The organism is Thiorhodovibrio frisius, from assembly GCF_033954835.1.
In the GTDB taxonomy this organism is placed as follows: Bacteria; Pseudomonadota; Gammaproteobacteria; order Chromatiales; family Chromatiaceae; genus Thiorhodovibrio; species Thiorhodovibrio frisius.
Genome location: NZ_CP121471.1, coordinates 1,441,193 through 1,462,015, shown reverse-complemented (window position 1 = coordinate 1,462,015; position 20,823 = coordinate 1,441,193). Strand labels below are relative to the sequence as shown.

The following is a 20,823-nucleotide window of genomic DNA, read 5'->3' as shown; positions in this document are numbered from 1 at the left end:
GCGGTGACAGCCAGCTGCCGCAGAATGCGCTGACGCATGGACGCAGGACTGCGCGCATTGCTCGACACCATCGGCGCCTATCCAGGCGCCGCCTACGCGGTGGTTTTCGCTGCTGCCCTGGCAGAATCCCTGGCGGTGATCGGCCTGGTCGTGCCCGGCGTGCTCATCATGCTCATCGCCGGTGCACTGATTGCCGACGGGGCGTTAGGGTTCTGGCCGGTCTGCCTGCTCGCCATCACCGGCGCCATCCTCGGCGACAGCCTGAGCTTCTGGCTCGGGCGGCACTACAAGAGGAAGCTGCGCTCTTTCTGGCCCTTTAACCGCCACCCGGCCCCGCTCGAACGCGGCATGGCATTTTTTGCCCGCCACGGCGCCAAAAGCGTGGTACTAGGGCGCTTCGTCGGCCCGGTGCGCGCCATAGTGCCACTGGTGGCCGGCATGTTGGAGATGCCGACACAGCGCTTTTTGCTCGCCAATGTCGGCTCGGCGCTATTCTGGGCACCGGCATACCTGGCACCCGGCATCCTGTTCGGCGCCTCGCTCAAACTCGCGACCGAGGCCGCCACCGGGCTCGTGTTCGTCACCCTGAGTCTGATCGCGCTCTTCCTGGTTGCCATCTGGACCAGCCAACGCCTGGTGCGCTGGGCCAGCACCCATGCCAACACCTGGGTACGGACGCTGCTAGGTTGGGCCAATCTGCATCCGCTGATGGGCCGCATCGCCGCCGCTCTGGCCGACCCGCGCCACCCAGATTCCGCCACCCTGGCCGGACTCGCCCTGGCGCTGTTATCCGCCACCCTGGTCCTGGGGCTCAGTCTGGGTTTCGTGCTACTGGGTCCGGAGAACCTGGGCATCAACCAGCTCGCGCGCGATCTGTTTCTGAGCCTGGGTTCGCCCCACGCCGATCATAGTCTGGCGAGCATCAGCGCCCTGGGTGACCCCGCGCTTTTGCTGTTGCTGGTCGCTGTGGTGTTTGTCTATCTGCGCTGGCACCGGCGTGCACGCGACGCTGCCTACTGGCTGGCCGCAGCCAGCTTCGCACTTATTGCCAGTCCGCTGCTCGGCCCGCTCATCGGCACCGCCCGCCCGCCGCCGGCAAACGGAGCAGACTGGCCGCTGCTGTGGCCCTGGTCCTTCCCCACCCCACCGGTGCTTGGTGCCACCCTGGTCTACGGCTTTCTGGCGCTGCTGATGGCCCGCGCCCTGCCGGCAACGACCCGCTGGCTGCCCTTTGCCCTGGCCAGTAGTCTAGTCGGCACACTCAGCTTCGCGCGGCTATATTTCGCCACCGAGTGGCTGACCGACATCCTCGCCAGCTTCACCCTGGCGCTGGTGTGGCTCGCTGCCCTTGGGCTCGCCTTCGCGCGACATAGTCCGCCCGAGCGTTGCACTGGCACTCTGGCCTCCTTGGTGCTGATCACACTCCTGGCCTGGCTAACGGGCTATGGTCTGCTGGGCCTGGATGCCCAGACGCAACGGCTCGCGCACTTACGGCCCGAACAGCCGCTCACACGCCTCACGCAAGAGCAATGGCTGGCTGGAGAGCCGGCCGCACTGGCCAGTGCCCGGCAAGATCTCAGACGTCACAACCGCCAGCCCTTCGACATCCAATACGGAGGCCCGCTGCCGGAACTCGCCAGCGCTCTGCGCGCCAGCGGCTGGCAAGCCGCCGAGCGACTCGACTGGCGCAACGCGCTGCGGCTGTTCTCGCCCTCAGCGGCACTGTCCGACTTGCCACTCGTTTCCCATGTGCATCAGGGCCGCCATGAGCAATTCATTCATACTCATGACAGGCCCGATGGCCGCCGTTATGTGCTCAGGCTCTGGCCCACCCGATACCTGATTGCCGATACTGGCCCGCTGTGGGTTGGCGACATTACAGAGGTCACCAAGGAGCGCATCATCGGGTTCTTCGCCATCCCGGTCACCCAGGCCGGTACCCAGCATGGCGAGCGCCAAGCCCTGATGCAGGCTCTTGGCAACTACCCGGACATTCAACTGCACCGCAACGGGCTGCTGCGCATCAGTTACCATTCGTCGGCTGCTCGCCCCAACGCGGCAGCAGATTCTGGGGCACTCGCAGATGATCCAGCACCCGCGCCACCATGAAGTCGATCAACTCATCGACGGTGCGCGGTTGATAATAAAACCCCGGATTGGCAGGCATAATCACCGCTCCGGCACGCGCCAGACGCAGCATATTTTCCAGATGAATGGCCGTGAAGGGAGTCTCACGTAACACCAGAATCAGCGTCCGGCGCTCCTTGAGCACCACATCGGCAGCGCGCTGGATCAAGTCCTGACTCAGGCCGGCAGCCAGGCTTGCCAGCGTTCCCGTGGTGCAGGGGCAAATCACCATAGCCTCCGGCGGATGACTGCCGCTGGCCACCGGCGCCGTCCACTGCTGACGGCCAAAGACCCGCAACTGACCAGGTGCCGCGCCCAGGCGCTGGCTGAAAAACCGCTCGGCCTCCGCCGGTTGCGCCGACACCTTAATGCCCGCCTCCATTTTGAGCACCACCTGCCCGGCCTGGGAGATCAGCAGATAGACCCGCACTCCGGCATCGATCAGGCATTGCAACAGCCGCAGTCCGTATTGAATGCCTGAGGCCCCGGTGAGCGCGACGGCAATGGTGCGCGGCCAGTCGTCCTGAACGCGCGGCTCGACCGGGGGCTGATCTGTGATGGCTGACCCGGGCATGCTAACCCCCCACCTTCGATGATTTTGGGCAAAGCCTGGCAGCGAATACAGTCGCATCCAAAGGCTGGCGCCCACAAAGGGGCATCACGGACATGACTGCAAGGCATCGAGCAGGCGCTGGTGAATACCCTGGAAACCGCCGTTGCTCATCACCAGCAGATGATCTCCGGGCTGCACGGTTTTGATGATCTCAGCCACCAGTGGCTCGATGGCCTCATGCACCCGCACCCGCTCGCCCAGCGGCGCCATCACCGCCGCCGCATCCCAGCCAAGATCCGCCGGCGCGAACAGATAGACCAGATCGGCCTCTCCCAGCGAGGCTGCCAGGGTCTTGGCATGGACACCAGCGCGCATGGTGTTGGAGCGCGGCTCCAGCACCGCGAGAATACGCGCCTGGCCGACCGACTTGCGCAGGCCATCGAGCGTGGTGGCAATGGCGGTTGGGTGGTGGGCAAAATCGTCATACAGGCGCACGCCGCCGACCTCGCCGCGCAACTCCATACGCCGGCGCACACCTTGAAAACGCTCAAGCGTCGCCATGGCCGCCTGTGGCTCGACGCCAACATGCGCCGCCGCCGCGATGGCCGCCAGCGCATTAGAGACGTTGTGTCGCCCGGTCTGGTTCCAGGACCAGGCGCCTAAGACGGCCCCGTCGCGGTGGAGTCGGACCTCGGCTCCGGCCGGATTCAGTAATTCCGCACGCCAGTCCGCTTCTGGCTGGGTGGACGGATGGGCTGGCGCATCCGTTGGCTCAGGCTCAACCAAGGCCAGCGATTGACGCTGAGTCCAGCAGCCCATGGCCAGCACCTGCTCAATACTCTCCACCCCTTGCGGATGGATAATCAGCCCGGATCCAGGCACAGTGCGCACCAGATGATGAAACTGGCGCTGAATGGCGGCCAGATCGTCGAAAATATCCGCGTGATCGAATTCCAGATTATTGATCACCAGAGTGCGCGGACGGTAATGCAGGAACTTGGAGCGCTTGTCGAAAAAGGCCGTGTCGTACTCATCTGCCTCGACCACGAAATAGCGCCCGGCGCCCAGTCGCGCAGACAGGCCAAAATTGCCCGGCACCCCACCGATCAAAAAACCCGGCTCAAGACCGGCATCCTCAAGCAGCCAGGCCAACAGACTGGCGGTGGTGGTCTTACCATGGGTACCCGCCACCGCCAGCACATGGCGCGCGCCTAGCAGATGCTCCGCCAGCCATTGCGGACCCGACACATAGGGCAGCCCCTGGTCGAGCATGTATTCCACCGCTGGCACCCCACGCGTCATGGCATTGCCCACCACGACAACATCAGGTGCCGGCTGAAGATGCGAGGCCGCATAGCCTTGCGACAGTTCGATACCGGCCGCCTCAAGCTGGGTGCTCATGGGCGGATAGACATTGGCATCGGAGCCAGTGACCCTATGGCCAAGCTCGCGCGCCAGCAGCGCCAGCCCGCCCATGAAAGTGCCGCAAATACCGAGAATGTGCAGATGCATAAGATGCGAGAAAATCAGGAAGACAGGCGTGACGGCCAACTGCCGGGCATCAGCTCAACCCCTGGGTCATGCCACCAATGACCACATAAGCCAGCACATCATAAGTAATGGCAAGAAAGACGCCCTGCATCAGACGAATCTCAAACGCATGGCGCAAAATGTGCGCGCTGGCCAGCACACCCCAGATCACCAGCCCCAGGAACAAGAAGCCGGCCAGCAGCAAAACCCCGCTGGCTTCATCGCCCCAGAGCGCCAGGCTGAGCGGCAGCAGGGCAACCAGCCCAATCAGGGTGTCGACGCCAATGAGTGCCGTGGCCGTTTGCAGAAAACGCACCCGCTTGTCCACTAACCGCAGGATGGCATAGAGCAAGGCCAGCATGAAGCTGATATCCAGCAGCCCTTGCAGCAGTCCGACGAACGCATTGTGCCCGGAACTCATGGCCAGCAGCATGGAGCCGAGGGTACTGGCGCCGACCACCAGGGCAAAGATCACCGGCGAGGGGGGCAGGTCCTGAGGCGCACGGCGCAGCAGACAAAGATCGATAAAAAAATGAAGGATGGCAAGCACGGGAATTCGTCGGCCTTTGGCTGTAAATCAAAGCGTCGCATCATACCGGCTGGTGGATACCGACGCCAAAATCATGCGACCCGCCCTCGCCGCCCGAGTACCAGGGTCGCCAACAGCATGCTCAGGCTGAGACCGATCGGCAACAGGCTGCCGATGCGCGAGAAGGGTGTCTGCCCACTGAAGGGCTGCACCTCACCGACCAGTGCGCCGCGTTCAAAGGCTGGCAACTCGACGTTCACCCGCCCTTTCTGATCGATGATGGCGGAAATGCCAGTGTTGGTGGCGCGCACCAGATAGCGGCCGTTCTCAAGCGCGCGCAAGCGCGCAAATTCAAAATGCTGCGCAGGCGCGAGCGAATCACCAAACCAGGCGTCATTGGAAACATTGATCAGATAATCGGCCTCTGGTAGCGCCTGGCGCACCTGATCAGGAAAGACATCTTCATAACAGATGGACGCGCCAGCAAAGTGGTCGCCCACGCGCAACAAGGGTTTCTCCGCATGACCGGGGCTGAAGGAGGACATCGGCACTTCAAACCAGTCCACCAGGGGCCCGATCAGGCCGCGCAGGGGCAGATACTCACCAAAGGGCACCAGGTGGCGTTTGTAGTAGCTGTCCTCGCTTGTGCCGATGCTGAGCAGACCATTATAGTAGCGCCTGTCGTTTTCCATGATGGGCACGCCAATAACGATTTCCGAGCCCTCGGCGCGGGCACGTTCGGAAAGGGGGTCGATCAGCGGCCGGCGGACCTCGTGCAAAAAGCTTGGGATGGCGGTTTCCGGCCAGACGATCAGCCCGGCGCCCAGGTGCTCGCGCGTCAGCTCAAGATGCGCTTCGAGAGTAGGCTCAAGCGCATCGGGCTGCCATTTGAGCGAGGGCGCGATATTGGCCTGCACCAGCGCGGCAGTGAACGGCTGACCTGCCGGTTGCGTCCATTCAATCATTCGTAGCAAACCGCCGCTGGTCCAGAGCAGCAGCAGCGCGATCAGGGCCGCCACGCGGGCGCGGCGCTCTGCCACGGCAAGCCACAGCAGGCCGGCTGAGAGGGCGGCGAGCAGACTGAGCCCATGCACTCCAAGAATGGGCGCCCAACCCGCGAGCGGCGAATCCACCTGGGTATTGCCAAGCAGCAGCCAAGGGAAACCGGTCAGAAACCAGGAACGCAGCCATTCGCCCAGCACCCAAACTGCCGGCAGCAACAGCACCGCTCCCGCCCAGTCATGCCCGGCGCGCTGCAACGCCGGTTGCACGCGCCCCATCAGCCAGCCCGCCAGCCCGTAGTAGAGCGCCATGGCGGCGACGAACAGCAGCATCATGCCGTTAGCCGCAATGGCGGGCAAACTGGCGAATTCATTCAGGCTGATGCGAATCCAGGCAACACCCACACCCAAAAGTCCCGCGCCATAAAGCCAGCCATGCACAAAGGCACCGCGCCCGCTGCGCCCGCGCAAGCACTGATACCAAAGCGCCAGCGCCAGAATACCAAGCGGATACCAACCAAAGGGCGCGAAAGCCAGAACGGTGGCGGCGCCGGCTGCGGGCGCAAGCAGCCAGCACCAGCGCGGCGAAAGCCGGGTCAGGAACGGCATGGGCGTGACCGGTGCATCAGTCGTAGTCGTCATCTTTCCACCGGCGCAACGCAGCAAAAATCTCGGTCGGTCCATTGAGCTTGTGGCCGGCCGCGCGCTCGGCAGCGACCATGACCTCGGGTTGATCGACACGCAGAAAGGGATTCGTCGCCAACTCAGATGCCAGGATGGTCGGCACAGTTGGCTTTTGGGCGGCACGCAGACGCTCGGCCTCAAGGGCACGTTCGGCCAGCGCCGGGTTCTCGGGCTCAACCCAGCGCGCAAAGCCGATGTTCTCAAGCGTATATTCATGCGCGCAGTAGCAGCGGGTCTCCGGTGCCAGTGCGGCGATCCGGCGCAGAGAAACGGCCAATTGCTCGACCGTCCCGTCAAACACCCGCCCGCAGCCGACACTGAACAGGGTGTCGCCGCAGAAGAGCGCAGGGTGATCCGCCTCAGCCGTTAGATAGGCAATGTGGCTTGAGGTATGACCCGGTACGGCCAGCACCTGGAGGTCAATCTCCAGACCCTCCAGCCTGAAGCGCTCGCCGTCGCCGACGGAGTGGGTCGCGCCTGGGATGCGCGGGTCTTCTGGCGCTATGACCTCGGCGCGCGGCCAGGCTGACTGGAGCGCCGCGACACCGCCGATATGGTCACGGTGATGATGAGTGATCAGAATGGCCGTCAGTTCCAGGTGCTGCGCTGCAAGATAGTCCAGCACCGGCTGCGCATCGCCTGGATCAACCACGGCAACGCGCGGGTCTTGCGGCTGACGCAACAGCCAGATGTAGTTGTCAGCAAAAGCCGGGATGGGCTCGATCCGCATTTGCGTCACACCTGTCCCTGCGCCAGCGCAGGTTTCAGGCTCGGGTCCAGTCCCATATCCGCCATTTCGCTCAACACCGCATCGCGAATGCCGGGCGCATCCAGACCGCAGACGTGCAGCTGCTCGCCATGGCTGGCCTGCTCCTGACAAACATCCGGCAGACCAAGATGCACGCAGCGCACTGCCAGACCATGGGCGGACAATAGTTCGGAGACCGCCGAGCCAGCGCCCCCGGCGATGACGTTCTCCTCGATTGTGATCAGCAGTTGGTGTTGATCGGCCAATTCCAGAATCAGGCGCTCATCAAGAGGCTTGACGAAGCGCATATTGGCCACGGTGGCATTGATTTCTTCGCCCACTTCCAGCGCTGGGGCCACCCGACTGCCAAAGCCGAGCAGGGCGACATGCTCGCCTTGGCGCAAAATTTCCCCCTCGCCGATGGCCAGCACTGGCGCGCTGGGGTCAATTTCCACCCCAGGCCCGCAGCCACGCGGGTAACGCACCATGGCAGGCCCCGGATGCTCAAGCGCCGTTTGCAGCATGCGTCGGCATTCGTTTTCATCCGCCGGCGCCATAATGACCAGATTGGGCAAGGGACGACCGTAGCTGAGATCGAAGCTGCCGGCATGGGTCGCCCCATCAGCGCCAACCAGACCGGCGCGGTCAACTGCGAAGGTCACATCCAGCCGTTGCAGGCAGACATCGTGCACCAGTTGATCGTAGGCACGCTGCAAAAAGGTGGAATAAATCGCCACCACCGGCTTCATGCCCTCGCAGGCCATGCCGGCGGCCAGGGTCACGGCGTGCTGCTCGGCGATGCCAACGTCAAAGTAGCGCTCGGGGAAACGCTCGGAGAAGGCCACCATCCCCGAGCCCTCGCGCATGGCCGGGGTGATGGCCAGCAGGCGCGGCTCCTTCTCAGCCGCCTCGCACAGCCAGTCACCAAAAATCTGGGTGTAGGTCTTGCCACCAGCCTTCTTGTGCATCCGTCCAGTTTTTGAGTCGAACGGCGTGACGCCATGAAACTGCACCGGCTGACCCTCAGCCGGCTCATAGCCACGGCCTTTTTGGGTTGACACATGCAGAAAGCGCGGCCCGGGCATGGCTTTCATGTTATTCAGCGTGGCGACCAGATCGTCCATGTCATGGCCATCAATGGGGCCGATATAGTTAAAGCCCATTTCCTCAAACATGGTGCTCGGCATCACCATGCCTTTCATGTGCTCTTCCCAGCGCCCGACCAAATGGCGCAGATGCGGCATGCTGCGCAGCGCGGTCTTGCTGCCCTCGCGCACGCTGGTGTAGACCCGGCTCGACAGCAGGCGCGAGAGATGCCGACTGATGGCACCCACCGGCGGCGAAATGGACATCTCGTTGTCGTTAAGTATCACCAGCAGGTCGGGGTCGAGCGGGCCGCCGTGATTCAGCGCCTCAAACGCCATGCCGGCGCCAAGCGAACCATCACCAATCACAGCAATCACCTGCCGCTGCTCGCCCTTCACGCGCGCGGCGATGGACATGCCAAGCGCAGCGCTGATGGAGGTACTGGAATGGCCAACGCCAAAGGTGTCGTAACGGCTCTCGCTGCGCTTGGGAAAGCCAGACAGGCCGCCTTTCATGCGCATGCGGTGCATGCGATCACGCCGCCCGGTGAGAATTTTGTGCGGATAGGCCTGGTGCCCGACATCCCACACCAGGCGATCATGCGGAGTATCGAACACATGATGGATCGCAACGGTCAACTCCACCACGCCAAGGCCGGCCGCCAGGTGCCCACCGGTGCGCGAGACGCTGTCGATCAAAAAGGCGCGCAGTTCCGCCGCCAACTCCTTGAGCTGCTCGCTCGACATCGACCGCAGATCGGCCGGGTCCTGAATTTGCTCAAGCAGCGGATAGGTAGCGAGGGCCGCGTCGGCGGCAGAGGCATCAGGCATGATTCTTAACCGGTCTGTCACAGGGCAATCGGTGATTTTAGTCCAATCCGCCGAAGCGCGCGCAATGCAATCTCCCCAGTCTCATATCCGCGCAAGATCGCACCCAGGCGCAGCGACTTGGAATCTGGCTCACAAAACCTTGAAAAGTCCGCGCCAACAAGCAAGGCGCGGCGGCAATCCCCAGGGGGCAAGGGGTTATAATGGCCGGAAATCGCAACATCGCCCGCGATGGCATTGCCACCCTCACCAAAACGGCCACCTTATGATCAGCGCCCCCCCCGAAAAAGCACTGCTCGTCGAAGACAGCCGCTCACTGCGGCAGTATCTCGCCGAAGCCATTCATGAAATCGCCGACATCCAGGTCACCAGCGCAGGCTCGCTTAAACAGGCCCGCCAGCTGATCGATGACCAACCCCAAGAATATTTCGTCGGCATTCTCGATCTCAACCTGCCGGATGCGCCCGATGGCGAGATCGTCGATCTGGTCGCGAAAGCTGGCATCCCCATCATCGTGCTGACCGGTTTCATGGACGACAGCCTACGCGAGCGGATTCTGGCCAAGCCGAATGTGATTGACTATGTCGTCAAGACCAACGCGAGCGAGATCGATTATGTCGCCAGGCTGGTCAGGCGGGTTCATCGCAATCATCAGATCAAGGTGCTGATTGTTGATGACTCGAGCAGTTTCCGCCTCTATCTGCAACAACTGCTGAGCACCCACCGCTACCAGACATTGGAGGCAGCCAATGGGGAGGAAGCCCTCAAAGTGTTGCAGCAACACCCGGACATCCGCCTGATGCTGACTGACTTCCACATGCCAAAGATGGACGGCCAAACACTGATCGCGCAGGCGCGCCGCCACTTCGACCGCAACCAACTCGGCATCATCGGTATGTCTGATCAGAGCGCGCCCATCACCTCGGCCAAGCTGCTCAAGGCCGGCGCCAATGACTTTATCGCCAAGCCCTTTCTCATCGAGGAGTTCTACTGCCGCATTACCCAGAATATCGAAACCCTGGAGTTCATCCACTTTATGCGCGATTCGGCCGTACGCGACTTCCTGACCCAGCTCTACAACAGGCGCTATCTGTTCGATGTCGGCACCAAAGCCTATACACATGCCAAAGCGCAGAACTCCGGGTTCGCGGCAGTGGTGGTCGATATCGATCACTTCAAGCAGGTAAATGACACCCACGGGCATTTTATCGGCGACCGCGTATTGCAGCACGTCGCCAAGGCCATGCAGAAGTCAACCCACAAAGAAGACTTGCTGGTGCGCTACGGCGGCGAGGAGTTCTGCCTGCTGATTCATGGCGAGCGTGCCTCGGAGCATTTGGCCGAAGAACTTGAGCGCATTCGCCGTGCCATTGCCGAGCTTGAAGTCCCGAACGGCAACGAGGTACTCAAGGTGACCGCGAGTCTGGGCGCGACTGTCAACAAAACCAGCTCGCTCTCCGCCATGATCGACATCGCCGACGCTGCGCTCTATCTGGCCAAGACCGAGGGACGGGATCGGGTGCGGATTAGCTGAGAGGATCGCACCTCGCTTCAGCGTCCAGGCCCTCAATCAAAGCAGTGACCGCCCCCCGTGCTTCGGCCAGTGGCGCTTCCAGGGCCGCCGTATCAAGCCCGGTGTCGGGCGTCTGGTTTCTCTCGACTTCCCTTACTGCCACCTGCATCGCAGCCAGGCGCTCGGCAGCCGTTGCAAATCCCATGTTGGCCACCAATCCTGTGAGCGCGTGCAGACGACCTTGCATCCGCCCGATGTCGCGCTCGCGCCAGCCATCCAGCAGCGCGTCCAAGTCCGCCCGGGCATCGCTGACGAAGGTGCGCAGCAGATCGGCCAGTCCCTCGGGGTCGTTGTCAAACAGGGACTCAAGCTCCGCCGGCAGCGCCTGAGGTGGCCCCGGCAACGCGCAAGAGCGGGGATCTGGTGTCACAGCTTGATCGGCGCTCGAATCAACCGAGGGACGCGGTCGTTTCTCGGCATCGTTGAGCCAGCGCCTGAGCGCGCGTTCCAGCAACTCCAGGCGAATCGGCTTGCTCAGATAATCGTCCATGCCAGCTTGCAGGCACTTATCCCGGTCTCCCTCCAGGGCCTGCGCGGTCATGGCCACGATGGGCGTGCTGCGGTTCAGATTGCCGGGCTCGTCGCGGATGGCGACTGTCGTCTGAAAGCCATCCATGAGCGGCATCTGAATATCCATCAGAATGAGATCGAAGGCGCGAGTACGCGATAACTCCAGCGCCTGCAAGCCATTGCCTGCGGTCATCACCTCAATACCGAAGCGCGACAGATAGGACGCCGCCACCTTGCGATTAAACAGTCGGTCTTCCACCAACAGCACCTGGGCACCGGCAAAGCGCGGCGACTGGCTAACCACCTTGGCGTTGGCAGCCTGGCTGGCGTCGGCGAGCGGCCCCAAGGGCAGGGTCAGCGCCTGGCTCATGGCACGCAGCAACTGGCGATGCTTGACCGGCTTGATCAGCAAACTGCGCACGCCCAGAGCACGCAGCCGCGCAGCCTGACCGCGCACACTGGCTGATGCCAACAGCAGAATGTCGGGCGCGCCGCAGGTGCCGTCCCCTTGGATGGCGCGCGCACTCTGTTCGCCGTCCATGCCGGGCATCAGCAGATCAAGCAGCACCAGACGGAAAGGATCGCCGGCGGCATGGGCCTGTTGCAAGGCTTCCAACGCCTCAGCGCCACCTGGCACGGCGTGCGGCTTACAGCCCCAGCCGTTCAGGGTTTTGACAAGCAAACGCCGGTTAGCGCTATTGTCATCCACCACCAGACAGCGCAGGCCACGCAGCTCAGGGGCGGCCAGGTTGGCACTGGGCAACGGACTGCTGGCTGGCTCCAGCGGCAGCAGAAAGCTGAACTCGCTGCCCTGCCCCAGCGTGCTGGTCAGTTCAAGGCGCCCGCCCATCAGCTCGACCAGTTGGCGAGAAATGCTCAGCCCCAAACCAGAGCCGCCATATTCGCGGGTGACACTATTGTCGGCCTGCTGGAATGCCGAGAAAATATCCGCTTGCTTCTCTGGGGCAACCCCGACGCCAGTGTCGCGCACCGCAAAGCGCAGCCATTTGACCTGCACTCTAGGCACTGGCGGCACCGGCGGCGCCAAGGGTCCATCAGGGCCGCAATTTTCAGGTGCCAACTCCACGCTCAGTACCACCTCGCCGGTGGCGGTGAATTTGATCGCATTGCCAAGCAGATTGATCAGCACCTGGCGTAATCGCTGGTTGTCACCCTTGAGACCAAGGGGCACTTGCGGATCAATAAACTCAATCAGCTCAAGCTCTTTTTCGGCGGCGCGCAAGGCAAAGCCGTCGAGCACTTCCTCAAACAGCACGCTGAGGTCGAAATCAACAGGGTCAATCAGCACTCGCCGCGCCTCGAGCTTGGAGAAGTCGAGGATGTCGTCAATCAGCGCCAGCAGCGCCTCGGCTGCGGCATCGACGATTTCGAGATTCTCGCGCTGCTCGGTATCGAGCCGGCTGTCGAGCGTGAGCTTGGTCATGCCGAGAATGGAATTCATCGGCGTGCGAATCTCATGGCTCATCTTGGCGAGAAACTCGCTTTTGGCCAGCGCTGCGGATTCGGCCTCCTCCTTTGCCCGACGCAGCGCCTGCTCAGTCTGCTTCATCGGCGTGACATCGACGAAGCTCTCGATCAGCAAATTGCTCTCCGCCGTTTGAAGCGGGGCCAGGCTCTTGAGCACGCTCACCTGAGTGCCATCGGCGCGCACAAAGACCGACTCGTCGTTGGATACCGAGCGCCAGTTCTCCGGCACTCCTCGCTCAAAGGGGCAGGCGTTCGGATTCAGGCACAGGTGCTCGCTACAGAGTGACCCAATCAGCTCCTCACGCACGGTGCCTAGTATCCGCGCCGCCTGCTCATTAGCGTCCACCACCTCACGAAGATCGTGGTCGATCACCACAATGCCGGTCTGCACGGTATCGAGCACCGCAGCCAGATGCGCCTCCTGCGCGCGCGCTCGATCCTCGGCCCGGCGGCGCGCATCGACGTCGCTGTTGGAGCCGGCCATGCGCAGCGGACGTCCCTGCTCATCGCGCACGCACAGCCCATGGCCGAGAATCCAGCGCCAGGAGCCGTCCTTACAGCGCATGCGAAATTCGGTCGCGAGCAGTTCGGTCTCGCCACGCAGATGCGCCTCAATGGCCGCGTTCGCCCCCGACAGATCGTCCGGATGCACACGCTCAACCCACTCCTCGAAGCGATTAGGAATTTCCTCGTCGCGATAGCCGATCAGCTCCTTCCAGCGCGGGGAGAAATAAACGCGGTTGGTGGGAATATCCCAGTCCCAGATGCCTGCATTGGAACCGGCCACCGCCAGCGCGAAGCGCTCCTCGCTGGCGCGCAAAGCATTTTCAGCACGGGCGGTCCGAGAAATATCGTCGATCACCCAAATCACGCCGTCGGCGCGATCAACGCCATTGAGCGGTCGGCCGGAAAGTGCGGCCTGAAACACCTCGCCATTCGCGCGCTTTAATTCATAATGCACATCGGCCACGCCGGTACTGCGAATGCGCGAAAAGACCTCCTGGCCAAAGCGCTGAAAAGACGCACGCGAAAGGTGCAGCACTTCCACCGACTCACCAAGCAGCTCTGCGGCATCATGGCCGAACAACTGACAGGCGCGGTCGTTGATCTCGATGATGCGCCGGTCGCAATCCACCACGAAAATGCCGATGAGGCTGTTATCAAACACAAGCCGAAAGCGGTCGTGTTCTTCTCTGGAGGCGACCTTGTCAGATATCTCAGAGCCCATGTCCGTATACTGCTGTTATGACGCGTGGGTTTTTGACCCGGATTTTCAAGGCCGGGGTTGAAGCGCTCTGCGGATCAGCTCAAAGCGGACTGTCCTCGACGATTAGACCAGCCGCAAGCTCCTCAACATTTGGATACTCATCGGGCGACAGGGCCATCAGGCAACGCCCCTGGCCTTCGCGTTTGGCGCGGTCCATCGCCTCATTGGCTGCTCGCAGCATGTCATCAACACTGCTGGCATGCTCGGGAAACACCGCTACGCCAACGCTTGCCGTGATTTCAGCCTCACCGCTCGACAGACGAATGGGCGCCGCCACGGCCCCGACCACCTTGCGCCCGAGGGTCATGGCCGCCTCCACGCCGTTGACCTCCGAGAGCAGCACCGCGAACTCATCACCGCCGACCCGGGCAACCGTATCGGAATTTCGCAGGCTATTGGTCAACATGCGCCCGACGCGAACCAGGAGCCGGTCGCCGTCGCTGTAACCGAATTTATCGTTCACCTCGCCAAAGCCGTCAAGGTCGAGCAAAATCAGGCCATAGCGCCGTCGATAGCGGGCAGAATGGAGATGAATACGCTCGAGCCGATCAAAAAACAAGGCGCGATTGGGCAACTCCGTCACAGTATCGAAGTTTGCCAGCTCCTGGGCGCGTTTCTGCTCCCGCCGCCACTTCACCCGCGCATCGGTCAGAAACCAGGCAGCAACGCCCATAAGCACAAAGAAAGTCAGCGCGAATAGCCACAAACGCATCAGAGTGCCGCGACGCTCGGCGCGCACGCCAGTTGCTTGCCCGTTGCTGGCAATGGAAGCCTCGCCCGCGACTTCCACCGCAGCTGCCTGCTGTGCGGGGGTTGCCACCTCAGCCAACTCGGCGCGATAGAAAAGATAGGAGCCGAGCCCGGTTAACAACCCAATCAGCAGAATGAGGCCGCCAAACAGCCGGATAAATTCCCGTCTGGAGTCCGCTTTGGACTCCTGCTCACTGTCCGGCTTCAACGCCGGCACGCTGTCGCCATCTGGCGGTTGATTAGATTCAGATACTGCCATGGTGTTTTCCATCCATTCCCAATGCTATTGGCTCGCCCGCTCTACCACGCACTGAGTCTAATGCAATTCGGTGTTTTTCACAGCCAAAACCCCGCGAGAAATCCACCCGGCTTTGCCCGGCGACGCAGTTCATCAAGGCATGCGCGGGGGATATGGCTGCTGCCTCCCAAGGCGAAGCCGCAGGGGAAACCCGGCAACAAGCACCATAATGACCCAGAGCGGCGCGACAGCAAATTGACAAGGCTGGCACCCGCCATTATGCTTCATCGTTTTCCGGGCGTAGCGCAGTCTGGTAGCGCACCACAATGGGGTTGTGGGGGTCGCAGGTTCGAATCCTGCCGCCCGGACCATTCGTCATCTCGCCGTCGGTGATCAGCCTGACTGAATCCCGCCCCCTCCATGTCGAGCACCTGCGCGTGCGCGGCCTGGTGCAAGGCGTTGGCTTTCGCCCGCACGTCTGGCATCTGGCACACAGCCTGGGCTGCTTGGGCGATGTGCGCAACGACGGCGACGGTGTGCTGATCCGCCTGTGGGCGCCAGATACGAAAACGGCCGATACTTTCTGCCAGCGCCTGCGCGCTGATAGCCCCCCACTCGCGCGCATCGACGCACTCGAGCGCAGCCGCCAACCCGCGCAAAGCAGCGCCCCCCCGCCCACCACAGACTTCCAGATCATCGCCAGCGCCGCCACCGAGGTGCACACTGGGCTCGTCCCAGATGCCGCCACCTGTCCAGCCTGCGCAGCGGAGATCGGCCAGCTCGGCAACCGCCGCCATCGCTACCCCTTCACCAACTGCACCCATTGCGGCCCCAGGCTGAGCATTGTGCGAGCGATCCCCTATGATCGCGCCAACACCAGCATGGCCTGCTTTCCGCTCTGCCCGGATTGCCTGGCCGAATACAACAACCCGGCCAACCGGCGCTTTCACGCCCAACCCAACGCTTGCCCGATGTGCGGACCACGGCTGTGGCTGGAGGACAGCAGTGGCCAGATGCTCGACCCGGCTGATCTTGACGCCGAAGATGCCATCGCAGCCGCCAGCCGACTGATTTCGCGCGGACAGATTCTCGCCATCAAGGGCATCGGCGGTTTTCACCTGGCCTGCGATGCCACCAACAGCCAAGCGGTCGCGCGCCTGCGCCAGCGTAAAGCGCGCGACGCCAAGCCCTTCGCGTTGATGGCGCGCGACCTCGATGTCATTCGTCGCTACTGCGCTGTCAGCGCACAGGAAGCAGCCCTGCTCCAATCCCCAGCCGCGCCCATCGTGCTGCTTGAATGCCGGCATTCAGAACCCGATCAGCCGAGTCTCGCGCCCGGCATCGCACCGGGGCAGACTAGTCTCGGCTTCATGCTGCCTTACAGCCCGCTGCATCTGCTGCTCCTCGCGCACTGGGAACGCCCGCTGGTGATGACCAGCGGCAACCGCAGCGACGAACCCCAGGCTATTGACAATGCAGACGCGCGCACCCGCCTCGCGCCCCTGGCCGATGCCCTGCTGCTGCATGATCGCGACATCCTCAATCGCCTCGATGACTCGGTCGCTCGCGTCGATGCCGGACAGCCGCGTCTGCTACGGCGCGCGCGCGGCCTCGCGCCGGCACCGCTGCTGGTGCCTGAGGGGTTTCATCAGGCACCCCCGGTACTTGCCCTGGGCGGAGAGCTGAAAAACACCTTCTGCCTGCTCGATGCCCCACGGCTCATCCTGTCGCAGCATCTCGGCGATCTCGACGAGCCCGCAACCCTGCGCGAGTTCGAACGCACGCTAAGGCTCTACCGCGAACTCTTCCAACACCAGCCCGAACGCATCGCAGTCGACCAGCACCCGGACTACCGCAGCAGCGCTTTCGGCCGCCACCTGGCCGCCGAACTGGCGCTGCCGCTGATCGAAGTCCAGCACCACCACGCCCACATCGCCGCTGTGCTGGCTGAGAACGCCTGGCCGCGCGACGCAGGCTCCGTGCTTGGACTTGCACTCGACGGCCTCGGCTACGGCAGCGACGGGACACTCTGGGGGGGCGAACTGCTGCGCGCAGACTACCAGGGCTTCACCCGCCTGGGCTGGCTTCGCCCTACCCCCCTGCCCGGCGGCGACCGCGCAGCAAAAGAACCCTGGCGCAATCTGCTCGCCCAGATTCACACCGCCTTCGGCTGGGACCAAGCATGCGCACAATGGCCGCTGCTCACCCGTCTCCCCGGTCTCACCGAGGCCCCCATCCCCGCACTGCTGCGCATCATGGATGCAGGCATCAACGCCCCCTTAAGTTCCTCGACCGGACGGCTATTTGATGCCGTGGCCGCCGCCTTGGGCGTCTGCACCAAAAGCATCGCTTACGAAGGCCAAGCGGCGATGGAACTCGAGACACTGGCGCGCGCCGGGTCAGGCGCAAGCCGCACGCCAAACAGCGCCGGCTATCCTTTTGCCCGCCTCCACAGACCAGAGGGTATCCAGCTCGACCCCGCTCCCATGTGGCAGGCCCTGCTCGACGATCTGAGCCAAGGTCTTCCGCCGGCGCGCATCGCCGCCCGTTTTCACCAGGGTCTCGCCACCGCCCTGACCGAGCTAAGTCTTGATTTGGCGCGCGAACAGGGTCTCGACACCCTCGCCCTGTCCGGCGGCAGCTTTCAGAATCGCATCCTGCTAGGGTCCGTTGTCCATCAAGCAGAACGCGCTGGCCTGCGCGTGTTGGCCCATTCCCGGGTGCCGAGCAACGACGGCGGCATTGCCCTTGGCCAGGCGCTCATTGCGGCTGCCGCCAGTCCGAGACCGGCGCACTGACAAACCGATTGCGCCACGCGGCGGCAACTCTGCGACAATGGCGGGCAAATTCGTCGCCGGCGAGCCGCCGCCATTGAATCAGCTCCAGAGAAGCCGTTCTGAACCAATCAAGCAATTCCCGACACAACATCAGCCTCAGCGATTGAGGACTCGGCGAATGAATTCGCCATGACACATCCATGAATAACATCTTTACCAAGTTTCTTGCCATTGACCTGCCGTCCCAGCTCGCCTGCGACGACACCGGCGGCAACCCCGCCTTCAGCGTCACCCTGACCGCCGATGGCGCCATTCCTTTTCCGCAGGTGATTTTGCGCCAGCACGGGCGCGAGCATCTATTTCGCAACCAGCAGATCGTCTGGCTCACCGATGACTCAGAGCAGGGCTATCAGTACCGCGCCGAGATTCCGCCCGGCCTGCTGAGCGAAGGCGAGGTGCAGGTGCAGATCGAAGGCTGTCGTCAGGCCAATTTCACCCGCGCCAGCGGCGATGACTGGGTCAAGACCTTTCGCGCCCTTGATCTGGTCCGCACAGCCGCGACCCGACAGCCGGCCGCGTCCAAACCCGTATCAGCCAGCCAGGCTGCATCCGCCCCACGCATCCGCGCCGGCAAGGACTTGCCGAAGCTCTACTTCGGCATCCACAAACACATGCACCAGCCCTACTACGATGCGGCCAATCCAGATTACTGGGATGGTGAAAAGGACGGCATCTTCAGCACCCGTGGCGGCCCCTATACCGACTTTGTCCCCGCCGCCATCTGCCAATATGCCGACTCGGGACTACCCCACGCGGGCCTGAGCTGTAGCTGGAGCGGTTCGCTGATCGAGCAGCTCGAGAGTTGCGCCGAGACCGGTCGCGCCGGCGGGCGCTTCAGCGACTGGACCGACGCGTTGCGTCGGGTCGCCAAACTGACCACCGCGAGCGGCAACCGCCGGTTGGACTTAAGCGCCTTCGGCTTCTACCACCCGCTAATGCCGCTGATCCCCGCGCGCAACATCGTGCGCCAGATCCAGCAACACCGTGAGCTCATCCCACGGATCTTCGGCGCGCCGGCATCGGACATTCTGTTTCCGCCCGAGACCGCCTTTCATCCGCGCATCATCCCGGCGCTCAATCAGGCCGGCATCCGCGCGGTGATCTACGACTCCATCCATCGCTACCGCGCCTGCCGCGACTACCCCTACGGCGGCCCGAATGAGGGCATGCTGCCGCCCAACCCGGCCGAGCAGACCAATCCGCCCGCCGATGACTGGCTCCGCCTGAGCAACGTCTGGACCGGCTCGGACATCGCTCCCAGCCTGCTCAAGCCCGAATACTTGGCCTACACCGACCCGGATGGCACCGAGCACAAGATCATCGGCGTGCCGGCCGAGCGCTACATTGGCAACGAGGACGCGCGCGGCGGCTTCGGCGCCCTGCAATATCCCGATGTGCTCGGTCAGGTCTATGCCGAGCTCGAGCGCCACGGCCATTTCGACCCCAAGCATCCGCCGTTTTTCCTGCTACATTCCGATGGCGACAACCACGGCGGCGGCGCCGAAAGCTACTACCGCCACAATACCGCCGCGATGCTCGAGTGGCTTGCGGGCGACCCGCGTTTCGAGCTGACCACCATCGCCGACTATCTCGACCGCTTCCCGCCCGATCCCAGTCAGGCCGTCCATCTCGAGCCCGGCTCCTGGAGCGGCGCCGACAATGGCGACCCGCAATTCATGAAGTGGTTCAGCCGCTACCGCGAGCCCTACTCGCCCGACCTCAACTCCTGGGCGGTGCTGACCGCGCTGCAAAACGCCGTGCATTCGCTCGAAGACACCGAGCCCGAACACCCGCTGCTGCCCAAGCTGGCCCGCCTGATGCTGACCGCCGAGGCCAGCGACTACTGGTATTGGACCGGCCAAGATGTGTGGGATGGCCAGGTCACCCGCGCCGCCAACCACGCCTGGTCCCTGGCCGGGACCGAATTCCAGCGCATGGCCGACGCCAAAAGCGACAAAACCGGCCCAACCATCTTCCCGCCTTGGGTCACGCCTGAGAACCCCGGCGGCCAGCAATGGCGCCCAAATGGACTCGAGCCCGCCCCGCGCGAGGCGACCCTGCATTGCTTTGCCTACGATCTCTCCGGCATCGCGCGGGTCAGGCTGCATCTGCGCCCTGCCGCAGGTGATCCGGCGAGCGAGCAAGTATTCGACCTGACCGACCACGGCCCCTACCCCTGCGAAACAGGCGCGCGCGTCACCGCGCACTACTTCACAGCCGAGTTACCACCGGGCTTAGGCGACATCCGCTACTTCCTGGTCGCCGAGGACAAGAATGGCAACCTCGGCCGCAGCGCGCTTGAGCGGATTTATCTTGCCTGAGATCGGCACTCTGGCACCGATGCAGCCTCGCTGTCTGGACGGTTTAGAGAAGATGCCGCTGCGCATCTTGTCTGCGGTGCAAAACGCGCACGACCTCGACGCAACCGTCCTCGAATCGATAAAATATGACGTGACTTGACACCGGCGCGCTGCGAATTCCAGGCAACAGATCGCTCCGTGCGATGCCGATATGCGGAAGTTCAGTTAATGACCAGAATCGTTCTTTCAGGCGCTGGAGATACTCCCCTGATCGCAGGTCACCCCAGGTAAGCCTTCCGAAGCGGTGAATTTCGATCAGATCTTCCCTCGCCGCCGGTGAGATGACGAGCGGATATCTACTCATGCGCGGGAGTCGTCTTCAATGGCCTCGAACAAGCGGTCAAGCCCGCCTTTGGAATCGATCGGGATGCCCTCACCGCGATCGAGTTGATTGATGCCTGTTTGAAGTTGTTCACGAAGCCGTGCGAGTTTGATTTCCGCAACCCATTCCTCGTGCGAATCCATGAAGCGCAGAGCTTCACGGATCACTTCGCTGGCGTTGTTGTAGAGGCCGCTTTGAACCTTGGCTTTGACGCGGTTCTCAAGCTCGGGGGTTAATGACACATGCATCGCGATTTCCTGCTCCGTGGTTCTCCCGGCATCCTAGGATGCTGATACAAAGACTGTCAATCCTTGTCGAACCCATCAGTACGAGCAACGGCGCGCTTGAGCGGATTTATCTCGCCTGAGATCAGGTAGAGGATCTCGCGCAGGG

At 62.8% G+C, this 20,823-nt stretch carries 14 protein-coding genes and 1 tRNA gene; 5 read left to right on the top strand and 10 right to left on the bottom strand.

From position 1 onward, the window contains the following. The first annotated feature begins 36 nt into the window (after window positions 1-36). The gene (locus Thiofri_RS06820; RefSeq protein ID WP_009150957.1) at window positions 37-2,109 is read left to right on the top strand and encodes a VTT domain-containing protein; all 2,073 of its coding nucleotides are present in this window, start codon (window positions 37-39) and stop codon (window positions 2,107-2,109) included. On the opposite strand, the gene Thiofri_RS06815 is transcribed toward Thiofri_RS06820, so the two are convergent. The 6 genes from Thiofri_RS06815 to dxs form a co-directional block, all read right to left on the bottom strand. Beyond that, window positions 2,024-2,701, bottom strand: a complete 678-nt coding sequence (locus Thiofri_RS06815; protein WP_009150956.1) for a flavin prenyltransferase UbiX — start codon at window positions 2,699-2,701, stop codon at window positions 2,024-2,026. The two genes, Thiofri_RS06820 and Thiofri_RS06815, sit on opposite strands and share 86 nt — an antisense overlap. Before the next feature lie 84 nt (window positions 2,702-2,785). Next, the gene (gene mpl, locus Thiofri_RS06810; RefSeq protein WP_009150955.1) at window positions 2,786-4,192 is read right to left on the bottom strand and encodes a UDP-N-acetylmuramate:L-alanyl-gamma-D-glutamyl-meso-diaminopimelate ligase; all 1,407 of its coding nucleotides are present in this window, start codon (window positions 4,190-4,192) and stop codon (window positions 2,786-2,788) included. 49 nt (window positions 4,193-4,241) lie between these two features. Further along, window positions 4,242-4,760, bottom strand: a complete 519-nt coding sequence (locus Thiofri_RS06805) for a hypothetical protein (protein ID WP_009150954.1) — start codon at window positions 4,758-4,760, stop codon at window positions 4,242-4,244. Between the two features lie 71 nt (window positions 4,761-4,831). After that, complete coding sequence (gene lnt / locus Thiofri_RS06800) at window positions 4,832-6,382, bottom strand: apolipoprotein N-acyltransferase (protein WP_223296822.1); 1,551 nt, start codon at window positions 6,380-6,382, stop codon at window positions 4,832-4,834. Further along, window positions 6,366-7,154 carry a hydroxyacylglutathione hydrolase gene (gene gloB / locus Thiofri_RS06795; protein ID WP_009150952.1) on the bottom strand — a complete coding sequence of 263 codons (789 nt, stop codon included), beginning with the start codon at window positions 7,152-7,154 and terminating at the stop codon, window positions 6,366-6,368. Before gloB ends, lnt begins: the two co-directional genes overlap by 17 nt. Before the next feature lie 5 nt (window positions 7,155-7,159). Next, window positions 7,160-9,088 carry a 1-deoxy-D-xylulose-5-phosphate synthase gene (gene dxs / locus Thiofri_RS06790; protein ID WP_009150951.1) on the bottom strand — a complete coding sequence of 643 codons (1,929 nt, stop codon included), beginning with the start codon at window positions 9,086-9,088 and terminating at the stop codon, window positions 7,160-7,162. Between the two features lie 262 nt (window positions 9,089-9,350). Here dxs and Thiofri_RS06785 point away from each other — a divergent pair, with 262 nt between their 5' ends. Further along, complete coding sequence (locus Thiofri_RS06785) at window positions 9,351-10,619, top strand: diguanylate cyclase (RefSeq protein WP_009150950.1); 1,269 nt, start codon at window positions 9,351-9,353, stop codon at window positions 10,617-10,619. On the opposite strand, the gene Thiofri_RS06780 is transcribed toward Thiofri_RS06785, so the two are convergent. Then, window positions 10,612-13,884 (bottom strand): PAS domain S-box protein, encoded by a 3,273-nt coding sequence (locus tag Thiofri_RS06780; protein ID WP_009150949.1) that lies wholly within the window; start codon window positions 13,882-13,884, stop codon window positions 10,612-10,614. The genes Thiofri_RS06785 and Thiofri_RS06780 overlap by 8 nt on opposite strands. Window positions 13,885-13,963: 79 nt before the next feature. After that, window positions 13,964-14,932, bottom strand: a complete 969-nt coding sequence (locus tag Thiofri_RS06775; protein WP_009150948.1) for a GGDEF domain-containing protein — start codon at window positions 14,930-14,932, stop codon at window positions 13,964-13,966. A 273-nt stretch (window positions 14,933-15,205) separates the two neighbouring features. On the opposite strand from Thiofri_RS06775, the gene Thiofri_RS06770 reads away from it, so the two are divergent. The 3 genes from Thiofri_RS06770 (at window position 15,206) to Thiofri_RS06760 (ending at window position 20,069) form a co-directional block, all read left to right on the top strand. Then, window positions 15,206-15,282, top strand: a tRNA-Pro gene (locus tag Thiofri_RS06770). Window positions 15,283-15,300: 18 nt separating this feature from the next. After that, entirely contained in the window at window positions 15,301-17,709 is a 2,409-nt protein-coding gene (gene hypF, locus Thiofri_RS06765; RefSeq protein ID WP_009150947.1) for a carbamoyltransferase HypF, read from the top strand. Window positions 17,710-17,888: 179 nt separating this feature from the next. After that, window positions 17,889-20,069, top strand: coding sequence for a polysaccharide deacetylase family protein (locus Thiofri_RS06760; RefSeq protein ID WP_009150946.1), 2,181 nt, complete (start codon window positions 17,889-17,891; stop codon window positions 20,067-20,069). A 43-nt stretch (window positions 20,070-20,112) separates the two neighbouring features. Here Thiofri_RS06760 and Thiofri_RS24725 read toward each other — a convergent pair whose 3' ends face one another. Together Thiofri_RS24725 and Thiofri_RS06755 are read right to left on the bottom strand one after the other, a co-directional pair. Beyond that, complete coding sequence (locus Thiofri_RS24725) at window positions 20,113-20,412, bottom strand: type II toxin-antitoxin system RelE/ParE family toxin (protein ID WP_083848571.1); 300 nt, start codon at window positions 20,410-20,412, stop codon at window positions 20,113-20,115. Continuing rightward, the gene (locus Thiofri_RS06755) at window positions 20,409-20,678 is read right to left on the bottom strand and encodes a type II toxin-antitoxin system ParD family antitoxin (RefSeq protein ID WP_009150944.1); all 270 of its coding nucleotides are present in this window, start codon (window positions 20,676-20,678) and stop codon (window positions 20,409-20,411) included. The genes Thiofri_RS24725 and Thiofri_RS06755 overlap by 4 nt, the downstream gene beginning before the upstream one ends. Window positions 20,679-20,823 lie beyond the last annotated feature (145 nt).

Coding starts and splice junctions, on each gene's coding strand:
- Thiofri_RS06820 (WP_009150957.1), top strand. CDS start 37: ATGGACGCAGGACTGCGCGCATTGCTCGACACCATCGGCGCCTATCCA.
- Thiofri_RS06780 (WP_009150949.1), bottom strand. CDS start 13,884: ATGGGCTCTGAGATATCTGACAAGGTCGCCTCCAGAGAAGAACACGAC.
- lnt (WP_223296822.1), bottom strand. CDS start 6,382: ATGACGACTACGACTGATGCACCGGTCACGCCCATGCCGTTCCTGACC.
- Thiofri_RS06775 (WP_009150948.1), bottom strand. CDS start 14,932: ATGGCAGTATCTGAATCTAATCAACCGCCAGATGGCGACAGCGTGCCG.
- Thiofri_RS24725 (WP_083848571.1), bottom strand. CDS start 20,412: ATGAGTAGATATCCGCTCGTCATCTCACCGGCGGCGAGGGAAGATCTG.
- Thiofri_RS06785 (WP_009150950.1), top strand. CDS start 9,351: ATGATCAGCGCCCCCCCCGAAAAAGCACTGCTCGTCGAAGACAGCCGC.
- Thiofri_RS06755 (WP_009150944.1), bottom strand. CDS start 20,678: ATGCATGTGTCATTAACCCCCGAGCTTGAGAACCGCGTCAAAGCCAAG.
- gloB (WP_009150952.1), bottom strand. CDS start 7,154: ATGCGGATCGAGCCCATCCCGGCTTTTGCTGACAACTACATCTGGCTG.
- mpl (WP_009150955.1), bottom strand. CDS start 4,192: ATGCATCTGCACATTCTCGGTATTTGCGGCACTTTCATGGGCGGGCTG.
- Thiofri_RS06760 (WP_009150946.1), top strand. CDS start 17,889: ATGAATAACATCTTTACCAAGTTTCTTGCCATTGACCTGCCGTCCCAG.
- dxs (WP_009150951.1), bottom strand. CDS start 9,088: ATGCCTGATGCCTCTGCCGCCGACGCGGCCCTCGCTACCTATCCGCTG.
- Thiofri_RS06815 (WP_009150956.1), bottom strand. CDS start 2,701: ATGCCCGGGTCAGCCATCACAGATCAGCCCCCGGTCGAGCCGCGCGTT.